14 protein-coding genes are annotated in these 11,575 nt (G+C 68.3%); 8 read left to right on the top strand and 6 right to left on the bottom strand.

The genetic code is table 11. The features are described from left to right. Positions 1-332: condensation domain-containing protein (locus FFS27_RS19760; protein ID WP_256659557.1), on the bottom strand; the 332-nt coding region annotated here is incomplete at its 3' end. Between the two features lie 318 nt (positions 333-650). On the opposite strand from FFS27_RS19760, the gene FFS27_RS19755 reads away from it, so the two are divergent. Genes FFS27_RS19755 through FFS27_RS19720 form a run of 8 tightly spaced genes read left to right on the top strand, consistent with a single transcriptional unit; the run spans position 651 to position 6,835 of the window. Then, on the top strand, positions 651-1,862 hold the full coding sequence (locus FFS27_RS19755; protein WP_003106912.1) for a PepSY-associated TM helix domain-containing protein: 1,212 nt from the start codon (positions 651-653) through the stop codon (positions 1,860-1,862). Continuing rightward, positions 1,859-2,398, top strand: a complete 540-nt coding sequence (locus FFS27_RS19750) for a hypothetical protein (RefSeq protein WP_003111932.1) — start codon at positions 1,859-1,861, stop codon at positions 2,396-2,398. Before FFS27_RS19755 ends, FFS27_RS19750 begins: the two co-directional genes overlap by 4 nt. Further along, positions 2,395-2,724 carry a hypothetical protein gene (locus tag FFS27_RS19745; RefSeq protein WP_003089624.1) on the top strand — a complete coding sequence of 110 codons (330 nt, stop codon included), beginning with the start codon at positions 2,395-2,397 and terminating at the stop codon, positions 2,722-2,724. Before FFS27_RS19750 ends, FFS27_RS19745 begins: the two co-directional genes overlap by 4 nt. Continuing rightward, positions 2,721-3,281 carry a DUF6162 family protein gene (locus FFS27_RS19740; protein ID WP_023101237.1) on the top strand — a complete coding sequence of 187 codons (561 nt, stop codon included), beginning with the start codon at positions 2,721-2,723 and terminating at the stop codon, positions 3,279-3,281. The genes FFS27_RS19745 and FFS27_RS19740 overlap by 4 nt, the downstream gene beginning before the upstream one ends. A gap of 32 nt (positions 3,282-3,313) precedes the next feature. Continuing rightward, positions 3,314-4,267 carry a metal ABC transporter substrate-binding protein gene (locus tag FFS27_RS19735; protein WP_023101236.1) on the top strand — a complete coding sequence of 318 codons (954 nt, stop codon included), beginning with the start codon at positions 3,314-3,316 and terminating at the stop codon, positions 4,265-4,267. Next, the gene (locus FFS27_RS19730) at positions 4,264-5,019 is read left to right on the top strand and encodes a metal ABC transporter ATP-binding protein (protein WP_003106905.1); all 756 of its coding nucleotides are present in this window, start codon (positions 4,264-4,266) and stop codon (positions 5,017-5,019) included. The genes FFS27_RS19735 and FFS27_RS19730 overlap by 4 nt, the downstream gene beginning before the upstream one ends. After that, on the top strand, positions 5,016-5,921 hold the full coding sequence (locus tag FFS27_RS19725; protein ID WP_003106903.1) for a metal ABC transporter permease: 906 nt from the start codon (positions 5,016-5,018) through the stop codon (positions 5,919-5,921). The genes FFS27_RS19730 and FFS27_RS19725 overlap by 4 nt, the downstream gene beginning before the upstream one ends. Next, positions 5,918-6,835: a metal ABC transporter solute-binding protein, Zn/Mn family gene (locus FFS27_RS19720; protein WP_003111290.1), complete on the top strand. Its 918-nt coding sequence runs from the start codon at positions 5,918-5,920 to the stop codon at positions 6,833-6,835. Before FFS27_RS19725 ends, FFS27_RS19720 begins: the two co-directional genes overlap by 4 nt. A 99-nt stretch (positions 6,836-6,934) precedes the next feature. Here the strand turns inward: FFS27_RS19720 and FFS27_RS19715 are convergent, their stop codons facing one another. The 5 genes from FFS27_RS19715 to FFS27_RS19695 form a co-directional block, all read right to left on the bottom strand. After that, entirely contained in the window at positions 6,935-7,699 is a 765-nt protein-coding gene (locus FFS27_RS19715) for a thioesterase II family protein (RefSeq protein WP_021264830.1), read from the bottom strand. Further along, the gene (locus FFS27_RS19710) at positions 7,700-7,918 is read right to left on the bottom strand and encodes an MbtH family protein (RefSeq protein WP_003089636.1); all 219 of its coding nucleotides are present in this window, start codon (positions 7,916-7,918) and stop codon (positions 7,700-7,702) included. Positions 7,919-7,995: 77 nt separating this feature from the next. Further along, positions 7,996-9,405, bottom strand: coding sequence for an aspartate aminotransferase family protein (locus FFS27_RS19705; RefSeq protein WP_003089638.1), 1,410 nt, complete (start codon positions 9,403-9,405; stop codon positions 7,996-7,998). Positions 9,406-9,583: 178 nt separating this feature from the next. Further along, positions 9,584-10,903 (bottom strand): PQQ-dependent sugar dehydrogenase, encoded by a 1,320-nt coding sequence (locus tag FFS27_RS19700; protein WP_023091741.1) that lies wholly within the window; start codon positions 10,901-10,903, stop codon positions 9,584-9,586. Then, positions 10,896-11,321, bottom strand: a complete 426-nt coding sequence (locus FFS27_RS19695) for a hypothetical protein (protein WP_003111287.1) — start codon at positions 11,319-11,321, stop codon at positions 10,896-10,898. Before FFS27_RS19695 ends, FFS27_RS19700 begins: the two co-directional genes overlap by 8 nt. Between the last annotated feature and the right edge of the window lie 254 nt (positions 11,322-11,575).

Raw genomic sequence — 11,575 nt, 5'->3', positions numbered from 1 at the left:
GATGTGTATATGAGAGAGGTACGCAGGGTTTCATGACGCTGCACCAAGCTGGCGAAGGCGCGCTCCAGCGCCTGGCGATCCAGCGGTCCGTTCAGGCGCACCGCGCTGGGCAGGTTGTAGGCGCCACTCTGTGGCTCCAGGTGCCAGAGGAACCACATGCGCTGCTGGGCGTAGGACAGGCGGTCGCGCTCGGCCGAAGACACGCCGGCCGGAATCGGGAACAGCGAGAAATCGATTCCCTCCCCTCGCAGGGTTTCGAGGAAGACCCGACGCTTCTCAACGGGTAGTTCGATAAAGCGGCGGGCGAGCTTGAGGGAATCTTCTGCGTTCATCGGTCTTCTTCCGTGCACATGGGCAACGAGCGCGGGGCTCGGTCATTCATGTGAAACGGACGACACATCGTGAAAATTAACCGGACAGCGACTTCCGGTCGCACCTTGGCCGATCGGTTTTTTTGCATAGCCATCAGGCGTTTACGGAAGCCCTCGGACAAGCCGCCGGCACCAGGCTGAAAGCAACTGCGAAACATTTGCTTTCATCTTCCCCTTCAGGTTCTACCGGCCTCATTCGTCCTATATGGATGAACGGGGCGCATCCAGTCCCCGCAACCCATGGTCGGTGCCCACGACCCCTAACCTACCGTTAGCCTCATGTCGAAAAAGTCCCGCTCCAGACTCTGGTTCCTCGTCCACAGCTGGCTGGCCCTGCCCATCTGGTTCTTCGTCCTGATCGTCTGCGTCACCGGCACCCTGGCGGTGGTCAGCCAGGAGATCGTCTGGCTGGCCAACCCTGACGTCCGGGCCAGCAAGCCCTACGAAGATGCCGAGCCGCTCAGCTTCAGCCAGGTCCTGAAGGCGATCAACGAAGCCCAACCGGACCTCCTGGTCGAATCCATCCAGCGCCCCGACGAAGAGCATTTCGCCCTTACTGCCGAGGTCAGCTATCCCGGCGGCAGCGAGGCGACCCTGTACATCAACCCCTACACCGGCGCCATCCAGGGCGAAAGCCCCTCCTTCGACTTTCGTCAGTTCACCCGTGCCCTGCACGGATGGTGGCTGGTTCCGTTCAACAACGGCTACAGCTGGGGCTGGTACATGGTCTCGCTGCTCGGCCTCCCCATGCTGGCATCGCTCATCACCGGGCTGGTGGTCTATAAACGATTCTGGAAGGGCTTTCTCAAACCCAGATTACGCATCAACCAGGGCGCCCGGATCTTCTGGGGCGACTTCCATCGCCTGAGCGGCATCTGGTCGATCTGGTTCATCGCCCTGATTTCCATCACCGGCACCTGGTTCCTGATCCAGGCCATCCTTGCCGACAACCACGTCACCCTGACCAACGACGGCATCCCTCCGGTCATCGCACGCGCCGACGTGCCCCGCGCCGCACCCGGTCAGAAGGTTCCATACATCGAGCTGGACGAGGCGGTGCGGCTCGTCACCGGGCGTATCCCCAGCCTGGAGGCCAGCGCGGTGTTCCTGCCCGGCAACGCCTACAGCCCGATGTTCGTGGCCGGACGCGGCTGGTATCCGCTCATGTTCCAGTCGGCCGCGCTGAACCCTTATACCGGCAAGATCGAAACCACCCGCCTGCTCAGCGACCGTACCCCCCTGCAGTTCGTCACCGAATCCATGCGTCCCCTGCACACCGGCGATTTCGGCGGTATCTGGGTCAAGCTGATCTGGTTCGTCTTCGGCCTGCTGCTGAGCATGATGGTGCTCAGCGGCCTGCTGATCTGGAGCAAGCGCACCGCACAGGCCACCGCCGCGCTGGTCAAGCGCGGCAAGCGCCCGGCGCGCCAGCCGAAACCGGCCAAGCCGGCGCCGGTAATGGCCAACCAGACCGCGGAGGGACAGCCATGAGCAAGGCCGCCGTTGCCCAGCCCGTTTCGCCGCTGCGCCAGTTCTGGCTGCGCTGGCGTTTCCACCTGAACGTTCTGCTGATCCTGATCCCGCTCGGTTTCATGCCACGTTATTTCGCCGACATGGCGTTGTTCTCTGGCAGCAGCGGACTGGGTGAACGCGAGATCGGCGAAGTCCAGGTAGGCCCCTGGAGTCTCAAGCTCGCCGAATGGCGTATCGAACCGCCGCACGACGAAGGCCCCGCCGGCTTCATGAAGGACTTCAATGCCGCCCTCTGCCAGGCCTGCATTCCCCAGGTCAAGGCGACCTACCTGCGCATCGGCAAGCCGCGCAGCCTGCGTGCCGCCGGGGTGATCTTCTTCGGCAGCCCCTACCGCATGGGCACCAGCGTGCCGATCCCGCCGCGCACCCGGCCCGATGCCGAGCTGTGGATCACCATGGAAGGTTGGGACGGCTCCATGCACCAGGCTTCCATTCCCCTGGCCGAGGCATCCCCCGCCACCGTGGCCTGGCTGAACAAACGAGGTAAGCAATGAGCATCCACACCCGCCCCTGGCGCCTGCCCCTGGCCGCCCTGTTGCTCGGCCTGAGCGGCGCGGCCCTGGCGCACAACCCGATCTGCGAATGCGAGGAAGTGCAGGCCGGCGAGATCCGCTGCAAGGGCGGATTCTCCGACGGCAGCGGCGCCCCCGGCGTAACCCTCGACGTGATCGGCTACGACGAGCAGATCCTGGTTCCCGGCAAGCTCGGCGCCGACTCGACCCTGACCTTCAAGCGTCCCGACGGCGAGTTCTACGTGCTGTTCGACGCCGGCCCCGGCCACGTGGTGGAAATCGACCACGCCGACATCGCCGCGCCATGAGCGTCGAAACCGTCCGCCCGGCCGGCGCCGGTCACGAGACCCTCTACGTATTGCTCGGCAGCGTGCTGATCCTGGCCCTCGCCGCCACGGTGGTCGGGCTGCGCCAGCAGTCCCATGAAGCGCAAGCCCTGGACGCCCACCAAGTGGACGCCCGGCTCGACCTGAATGCCGCCGAACAGGGCATCTATGCCGACCTGCAGGTCGCCGCCGAAGACATCCAGGCGCGCCTGGACGACGGCGAAGCCGCGCCCTCCGTCGACGAACTGGCCGCCGAGGGCTTCCCGCCCTTCGTCGCCGACGTCGCCGCGAGCAGCCGAGGCGAGCACCGCTGGAGCTACGGCGAAACCGCCGGGCGTCCGAGCTACCTGGGCGTCAGCGGCAAGCCCGAGGTGGCCGGCTCGTTCCTCCTGCTGCTCGGCCCCGCCGAAGTCTGGCTGAAGCCCGCCGCGGCCGCTGCCGGCACCGTACCGGGCGACGCCCGCGCCCTGGCCGACGCCGGCTGGCGCCAGGTGGTCAGCCGCTTCGACGCCGGCGTGACCCGTCAGTACCGCCATTGATCGCACATCGACTCCACAGAAGGCGTTTTTCCATGCTGTTCTCCCGTCGCTCATCCCGTCCGCGCGGCCTCGCCGCCCTCCTCCCGGGCCGCGCCCTGCTGGCCGCCCTGCTGCTGGCCCTGCTCGCCCCGCTGGCCCAGGCCGAAGACGGCAAGCGCCTGCGCATCGGCATCACCCTGCACCCCTACTACAGCTACGTGAGCAACATCGTCGGCGACAAGGCCGAGGTGGTGCCGCTGATCCCCGCCGGTTTCAACCCGCATGCCTACGAGCCGCGCGCCGAGGACATCAAGCGCATCGGCACGCTCGACGTGGTGGTGCTCAACGGCGTCGGCCACGACGATTTCGCCGAGCGCATGATCGCCGCCAGCGAAAAGCCCGGCATCCCGGTGATCGAGGCCAACGCCAAGGTGCCGCTGCTGGCCGCCACCGGCATGGCCGCGCGCGGCGCCGGCAAGGTGGTCAACCCGCACACCTTCCTGTCCATCAGCGCCTCGATCACCCAGGTCAACACCATCGCCCGCGAACTGGGCAAGCTCGACCCGGCCAACGCCAAGGCCTACACCCGCAACGCCCGGGCCTACGCCAAGCGCCTGCGGGCCCTGCGCGCCGACGCCCTGGCGCGGCTGAACAAGGCCCCGGCCGCCGACTTCCGCGTCGCCACCATCCACGGCGCCTACGACTACCTGCTGCGCGAATTCGGCCTGGAAGTCACCGCCGTGGTCGAGCCGGCCCACGGCATCGAGCCGAGTCCGAGCCAGTTGAAGAAGACCATCGACCAGCTCAAGGCGCTGGACGTGAAGGTGATCTTCTCCGAGATCGACTTCCCCTCCACCTACGTCGAGACCATCCAGCGCGAGTCCGGGGTGAAGCTCTATTCGCTGTCGCACATTTCCTATGGCGATTACAGCGCCGGCAAGTACGAGGAAGAAATGGCGCGCAACCTCGACACCGTGGTCCGCGCCATCCAGGAGTCCGGCGCATGACCGTGGCCGAACGGCTTTGCGCCACGCCTTGCGGGCCGGCCATCGAGTTCGCCGGGATCGACCTGAGTCTCGGCGGCAGCCGCATCCTCGATGGCGTGCGCCTGCGCGTCGAGGCCGGTAGCGTGCACGCGCTGGTCGGACCGAACGGCGGCGGCAAGAGTTCGCTGGTCAAGACCCTGCTCGGGCAGATGCCGCATCGCGGCGAGCTGCGCCTGGAGTGGCCCGGCGCGCCCGGCTGCATCGGCTACGTGCCGCAGGCGCTGGAGTTCGACCGCGGCCTGCCGCTCACCGTCGACGATTTCATGGCCGCCATGTGCCAGCGCCGTCCGGCCTTCCTCGGCCTGTCGCGCAGCCGGCGCCCGGCGATCGACGCGGCCCTGGAGCGGGTCGGCATGCTGGCCAAGCGCGGTCGGCGCATGGGCGCCCTCTCCGGCGGCGAGCGCCAGCGCGTGCTGCTGGCCCAGGGCCTGGTACCGCCGCCGCAACTGCTGGTGCTGGACGAACCGATGTCGGCCCTCGACGAGGGCGGCATCCAGGTCTTCGAGCGGCTGCTGCTGGACTGGCGCCAGGCCGGCGTCACCGTGCTCTGGATCGAGCACGACCTGGAGGCCGTCGGCCGCCTCGCCGACCGGGTCAGCGGTCTCAACCGCCACCTGCTGTTCGACGGTCCGGCGGCCAGCAGCCTGACCCCGGAACGCCTGCTCACGCTGTTCTCCACCCAGCCCCGGAAGAACGCGGAGGCCAGCCGATGAACGACGCCTACGAACAACTGCGCCAGGCCGTCCAGGCCTGGGCCGCCGCCGGCTACCTGCCGGAGACCCTGGCCTACGGCTTCGTCGTCAACGCGCTCCTCGCCGGACTGCTGATCGGCCCGGTGCTCGGCGGCCTCGGCACCCTGGTGGTGGTCAAGCGCTTCGCCTTCTTCTCCGAGGCGGTCGGCCACGCCGCGCTCACCGGCGTGGCCATCGGCATCCTGCTCGGCGAGCCCTACACCGGGCCCTACGGCAGCCTGTTCGGCTACTGCCTGCTGTTCGGCGTCCTGCTCAACTACCTGCGCAACCGCACCGGCCTGGCCCCGGACACCCTGATCGGGGTGTTCCTCTCGGTGTCCCTGGCGCTCGGCGCCAGCCTGCTGCTGGTGCTGGCGGGCAAGATCAACGTGCATATCCTCGAGAACGTGCTGTTCGGCTCGGTGCTGACCGTGAACGGCCATGACCTCGCGGTGCTGGCGGCGGTCGCCGTGCTGGTGCCGTGCCTGGCCCTGCCGCTGTACAACCGCATCATGCTGGCCAGCTTCAACCCGCAACTGGCGGCGGTGCGCGGGGTCGCGGTGAAGAGCCTGGACTACCTGTTCGTGGCCCTGGTGACCCTGGTCACCGTCGCCGCGGTGAAAGTGATCGGCGCGATCCTGGTCGGAGCCCTGCTGGTGATCCCGGCGGCGGCGGCGCGCCTGGTCAGCCAGTCGCTGAAAGGGTTCTTCTGGCTGGCGGTGCTGATCGCCACCGTCAGCACGCTGGCCGGTATCCTGCTACCGATCATGTTCGACCTGCCGATTCCCTCCGGCGCCGCGATCATCCTGGTCGCCGGCCTGGCCTTCGGCCTCGCCGCCATCGCTCGCGGCTGCCTGCCGCACCTGAAAGGAACCCCCGGATGAACCTGAAACCCCATTGCCTCGCCCTGGCCCTGGCTTGCGCCGGACTCGCCGGCCCGCTCCCGGCCCTCGCCGCGACGCCGGCCGCGGCTCAGTCCGCGCAAGTCACGGTACTGGCCAGCCTGCCGGTCACCCACGCCCTCGCCGAACGCCTGCTGCGGGACACCGAGGTCAAGCTGCAACGGGTCGCCCCGGCCAACCTGCCGGCCAGCCGCCAGGCCTCGTTCTTCGCCGGGCGCGGCGCCGGCGGCCTGGCCAAGGCCGCCGGGCAGGCCGACGCGGTGATCGACCTGCGCTCGATCTGGAGCGACGACCCGCTCTACCCGCTGGCCCGCCGTAGCAATATCCGTATCGTCGAGATCGACGCCGCGCGTCCGGTGGACGGCGCCCTACCCGGCATCGCCCTGCGCCCCGGCAGCGACCTGCATGCCTACCCCTGGCTCAACCCGACCAACCTGGGGCGCATGGCCGATGTCCTTGCCAGCGACCTGGAACGCCTGGCGCCCGGCGCCGCAGCGACCATCCAGGCCAACCTGGCGACGCTGAAGAAGCAATTGCTGGAAGCGACCGCCAGTAACGAAACTCGCCTGGCGAAGGCCGACAACCTCAGCGTGATCAGCCTCTCCGAACGCCTCGGCTACCTGCTCGCCGGGCTCAACCTGGACCCGCTGGACGTGGAGATCCAGGCCGACGACGGCTGGACCGAGACCAATATCCAGGCTTTCGCCGAGGAGCTGAAGAGCGAGGACATCGCCCTGGTCCTGCACCATCGCCAACCACCGAAGCCCCTCGCCGATGCCATCGCCGCCAGCGGCGCACGCCTGGTAGTGGTGGACACCGAGGCGGCGGACCCGGTGGCCGGCCTGGAAAGCGACATGAAAGCGATAGTCGAAGGGCTGCTGGCCGGTAAAGGCTGAGCCGCGCCTCGTAACGAAAAAGGCCGGGGAGCGCTGCTCACCGGCCTTTTTTTCGTCGACATCGGACCCGCCGCAGGGCCTATGGCGCCCTCGCGGGCATCAGCAGATCGCCGCCGACTCCACCAACAACGCCGCGGCGCCCTGCCCCGCGCGCCAGGCCTCGACCTGGCGCTCGACGACCGCCAGCACCTCGGCCTCGCGCTGATGGATGAAGAAGTGCCCGCCGTCGAACAGCTCCAGTCCGAAACCGCTGCGGGTTTCCTCGGCCCAGGCCAGCAACTGTTCCTCGCTGGCCTTGTCCTCCCTGCCGCCAAGCGTTCGGATCGGACAGGCCAGCGGCGGGCGCCGCTGGTGACGATAGCTGCCGCAGAGCAGGAAATCGGCGCGCAGGATCGGCAGGGTCAGGCTCATCAGCTCGCGGTTGCCCAGCACCTCTTCCGGCGTACCTTGCAGGTCGCGCAGGTCGGCGATCAGCTCGGCGTCGCTCTTCGGTTCGGCGAAACCGCGGTCATACTCGGCGCGTCGCGAGGGCGCCGCGGTGCCGCAGGCGAAGAACCCCAGCGGCGTCGGGCAACCCAGTTCGCGCAAGGCATACAGCACCTCGCAGGCGAGCAAGGCGCCGAGGCTGTGGCCGAGCATCGCGTAGGGGCCCTGGCGGACCTCGTCGTGCAGCTCGCGCGCCAGTTGCTGCGCCAGGCTCGCCAGGTCGGTCTGCAACGGCTCGGCCATCCGCGCCCCGCGCCCCGGCAACTCCACCGGACGCACCGCCAGCCAGGCCGGCAGCTTGCGCCGCCAGCGGCTGTAGGTCATGGCGCTGGCGCCGGAATACGGCAGGCAGAACAGCCGTACGGGCGTACCGCCCACTCAGCCGGCCGCCTTGTCCATGTGCTGGCGCAGGCTCAGCGGGCGCATGTCGGTCCAGACTTCCTCGATGTAGGCCAAGCAGTCCTTCTTCAGGCCGCTCTTGCCGGCCGCCCGCCAGCCCTGGGGAATCTCCTTGTATTCCGGCCAGATGGAATACTGCTCCTCATGGTTGACCACTACCTGGAACTGGATGTCGTCACGGTCGAACACTGAAGTCATTGCTTGCTCCTGATGGGATCGAACGGCCGCGCGCAGCACGGCCCTTGCGTTGGATAACGAAAAGCCCGGCGGGAAAATTAGCCGGCCAGCGCCGCGCCGAGGGCGCGGGCGAAACGCCGGGCCACCTCGTCGATCTGTTCGGCGCCGATGATCAGCGGCGGCAGGAAGCGCACCACGCTGCCGTGGCGGCCGCCCAGTTCGAGGATCAGGCCGCGCCTCAGGCACTCGCGCTGGACCCGCGAGGCTAGGGCGCCGTCGGTCGGCGGATGACCGAGGGCATCCGCCTCGCCCTGCGGGTCGACGATCTCGACCCCGAGCATCAGCCCCCGACCACGGATATCGCCCAGTTGCGGATAGTCGCGCTGGAGGATGCGTAGGTGCTCGGCCAGGCGCTCGCCCATGGCCGCCGCGTGGGCCGCCAGGTCGTGTTCCTTCAGGTAGCGCATCACCGCCGAACCGGCGGCCATGGCCATCTGGTTGCCGCGGAAGGTGCCGGCGTGGGCACCGGGCTGCCACTTGTCCAGCCATTCGCGGTAGACCACCACCGCCAGCGGCAGGCTGCCGCCGATGGCCTTGGACAGCACCACCACGTCGGGGACGATGCCTGCGTGCTCGAAGGCGAACATCCTGCCGGTACGGGCGAAGCCGCTCTGGATCTCGTCGACGATCAGCGCCACCCCGGCCTGCTCGGTGATCCGCCGCAAGCCGCGCAGCCAGTCGAGATCGGCCGGAACCACGCCGCCCTCGCCCTGGACCACCTCGACGATCACCGCCGCCGGCAACTGCACGCCGCCTTCCGGATCGTTCAGCAGGTTCTCCAGGTAGTGCAGGTTCGCCTTGACCCCCGCCTCGCCGCCGAGACCGAACGGGCAACGGTAATCGTAGGGATACGGCAGGAACTGCACGCCCGTGCTGAGCACCGCGCCCAGCGGCTTCTTCGGTCCGAGATTGCCCATCAGCCCCAGCGCGCCCTGGCTCATGCCGTGGTAGCCGCCCTGGAACGACAGGATGGTGCTGCGCCCGGTGGCGGTGCGTACCAGTTTCAGCGCGGCTTCCACCGCGTCGGTGCCGGTCGGGCCGCAGAACTGGATCTTCGCCTCGGCGGCCAGCGCCGGCGGCAGCAGGCCGAACAGGTCCTGGACGAACTGGTCCTTCACCGGGGTGGTCAGGTCGAGGGTGTGCAGCGGCAGCTCGTCGGCCAGAACCTGGCGGATCGCCTCGATCACCACCGGATGGTTGTGCCCCAGCGCCAGGGTGCCGGCGCCGGCCAGGCAATCGATGAAGGTACGCCCCTCGACGTCCTCCACCAGCAGCCCCCTGGCCTTCTTCAGCGCCAGCGGAATCCGCCGCGGATAGCTGCGCGCGTTGGACTCCTGGCGGCTTTGCCGTTCCAGCAAGGGCGACTGGGAGAACTCGTAGAGCGTTTCGCCCTCCGCCGGGGTGGCGCGGAGCGGCTGGTCTTCGATGACGCTGGTGGCGACGTGCATGTCTTCAACCCTCAAGGCGTGGTGGTGTTCCACTGGCAACCGGCGATCCGGCCGCCCGGGGCGGCATTCGCGGATCGGATGCACAGGAGACGCAGGAGGGACGCACGGATTTACTGCGCCGGACCGCAGCACCGTGCCCGGACCGCCAGCTCCGGCCCGGACACCGTCGAGCGGGCCGCTAGTCGGCGCCCGCGGCGCTCACCCGCCAGATCGCGTTGCCGACGTCGTCGGCGATCAGCAACGCGCCGTCGGCCGCCTGCGCCAACCCCACCGGCGCGCCGAACAACTGCTTCTCGTCCGCGGAGACGAACCCGGTCACCACCGGCTGCGGCGCACCGGCGGGCTTGCCGTCGGCGAACGGCACATGGACCACCTGGAAGCCGCTGACCGGCGAGCGGTTCCAACTGCCGTGCTCGCTGACGAAGGCGCCGTTGCGATAGCGCTCGGGCAACTCGTTGCCGGTGTAGAAGAACAGGCCCAGCGCGGCCACGTGGGAACCCAGCGCGTAGTCGGGGACGATGGCCTTCGCCACCAGGTCGGGACGCTGCGGCTTCACCCGCGAATCCAGGTGCTGGCCGAAGTAGCTGTAGGGCCAGCCGTAGAAGCCGCCCTCCCGTACCGAGGTCAGGTAGTCCGGGACCAGGTCGTTGCCGATCTCGTCGCGCTCGTTGACGATGGTCCACAGCTTGCCGGAGACCGGTTCCCACTGCAGGCCGGTCGGGTTGCGCAGGCCGGAGGCGTAGATGCGGCTGCCGCGGCTGGCGACGTCCACTTCGAGAATCGCCGCGCGACGGTATTCGATCGCCGCGCCGTTCTCGGTGATGTTGCTGTTCGAACCGACGCCCACGTAGAGCTTGCGCCCGTCGGGACTGGCTAGCAGCGCCTTGGTCCAGTGGTGGTTGATGGTGTCCGGCAGGTCGGTGAACTCCATCCCCGGGTCGGCGACCCGGGTTTCACCCGGCACGTAGCGGTAGCGCATGATGTTCCCGGTATTGGCGACATACAGGTAATCCCCCACCCGCTGCACGCCGAACGGCGAGTCCAGCCCTTCCAGGAACACGTACTTCTGCCACTGGCCTCCGGCGCCGGCTCGGCGCAGCAGGGTGATGCGGTTGCCGCCCTTGCCGGCCTTGCCGGACTTCCCCTTGACCATCCCCGCGATGAGTTGCTTCGGCGTGGTCACCGGCGCGGTGCCGGGCGAGTTGGCCTCCACCACCAGCACATCGCCGTTGGGCAAGACCAGCAACTGGCGAGGGTGTTGCAGGCCATCGGCGATCTTCTCGATCTTCAGGCCCTGGGCCACCGTCGGCTTGGCCTCTCCCGACCAGCCCACGCCTTCCGGTACCTTCATCGGCGGCAGAAGGAAGTGCTTCGGTTCCGGAAGCGCCGGATTGGCGCCGGTCTGCTGCTGCGGATCGTTCTGCGACCCCTGGTTGCAGCCGGCCAGGACCAGGCCGAGGGCAAGCGCGACGGGGCGCAGCGAGTGGAGGCTAGCCATGCGCCACCTCCTCCGCGGATACCGCCAGGAGCGCCTCTCCCAGCGCCAGCAGCAGCACCGTCGCGATCGACAGCCATAGCCCGGCCGGCATCACCGCATAGGCGTCGCGGCTGTGCACGAAGGCATTGAAGATGGCCAGGACGATGCCGGCGAACTTCAGCAAGGAGGAAACCCTGGCCGCCGCGACGACTGCCGCGCGCCGCAGCAGCCATACGCGGCACAGGTCGACGACGCAGGGCAGGATGGCGAATAGCAGGCCGAGACTGATCAGCCAGGCCGCGCTCTTGCCCCACATCACCTCCGCCGTGGCGAAATAGGTGGCGTCGAAGACCAGGGCGGCGACGAAGAAACCGAAGGGAACCGGGTTGAGGACGTTGTAGAAGGCGTCCAGCGGTCTGAAGCGTAGTGCGGTGGCCATTGCGAAACACTCCTCTCGGGAAACGCAGGCTTCCCGACGTGAAGGGACGGGCAGGAGATTCGAACCGCCGAGGCCCTGCGCAAGGCGCGGGCAGCGGGGAACGGCACGGCGAAACGGCGACTGGGGGGCTCGCGCCCCTTCTGCGACGGACCTGCGCGAAGCGCTGGAGTTCATCTGCAAGGACCTGTCGGAAGCGATAGGTACGCTGGCGATCCTTCCGATGGAACTTCGTGCGCCGCGACTCACCGAAACAG

The organism is Pseudomonas sp. 2VD (assembly GCF_005503585.1).
Classification (GTDB): domain Bacteria; phylum Pseudomonadota; class Gammaproteobacteria; order Pseudomonadales; family Pseudomonadaceae; genus Pseudomonas; species Pseudomonas aeruginosa.
Note: the sequence above shows the minus strand (reverse complement) of the source record. Positions and strands in the feature narration are given on the sequence as shown.

What these genes read in the sequence shown, in the direction of transcription:
- FFS27_RS19695 (WP_003111287.1), bottom strand. Translation starts at nt 11,321, where the DNA reads ATGGCCACCGCACTACGCTTCAGACCGCTGGACGCCTTCTACAACGTC.
- FFS27_RS19730 (WP_003106905.1), top strand. Translation starts at nt 4,264, where the DNA reads ATGACCGTGGCCGAACGGCTTTGCGCCACGCCTTGCGGGCCGGCCATC.
- FFS27_RS19740 (WP_023101237.1), top strand. Translation starts at nt 2,721, where the DNA reads ATGAGCGTCGAAACCGTCCGCCCGGCCGGCGCCGGTCACGAGACCCTC.
- FFS27_RS19745 (WP_003089624.1), top strand. Translation starts at nt 2,395, where the DNA reads ATGAGCATCCACACCCGCCCCTGGCGCCTGCCCCTGGCCGCCCTGTTG.
- FFS27_RS19735 (WP_023101236.1), top strand. Translation starts at nt 3,314, where the DNA reads ATGCTGTTCTCCCGTCGCTCATCCCGTCCGCGCGGCCTCGCCGCCCTC.
- FFS27_RS19705 (WP_003089638.1), bottom strand. Translation starts at nt 9,405, where the DNA reads ATGCACGTCGCCACCAGCGTCATCGAAGACCAGCCGCTCCGCGCCACC.
- FFS27_RS19750 (WP_003111932.1), top strand. Translation starts at nt 1,859, where the DNA reads ATGAGCAAGGCCGCCGTTGCCCAGCCCGTTTCGCCGCTGCGCCAGTTC.
- FFS27_RS19725 (WP_003106903.1), top strand. Translation starts at nt 5,016, where the DNA reads ATGAACGACGCCTACGAACAACTGCGCCAGGCCGTCCAGGCCTGGGCC.
- FFS27_RS19700 (WP_023091741.1), bottom strand. Translation starts at nt 10,903, where the DNA reads ATGGCTAGCCTCCACTCGCTGCGCCCCGTCGCGCTTGCCCTCGGCCTG.
- FFS27_RS19755 (WP_003106912.1), top strand. Translation starts at nt 651, where the DNA reads ATGTCGAAAAAGTCCCGCTCCAGACTCTGGTTCCTCGTCCACAGCTGG.
- FFS27_RS19710 (WP_003089636.1), bottom strand. Translation starts at nt 7,918, where the DNA reads ATGACTTCAGTGTTCGACCGTGACGACATCCAGTTCCAGGTAGTGGTC.
- FFS27_RS19720 (WP_003111290.1), top strand. Translation starts at nt 5,918, where the DNA reads ATGAACCTGAAACCCCATTGCCTCGCCCTGGCCCTGGCTTGCGCCGGA.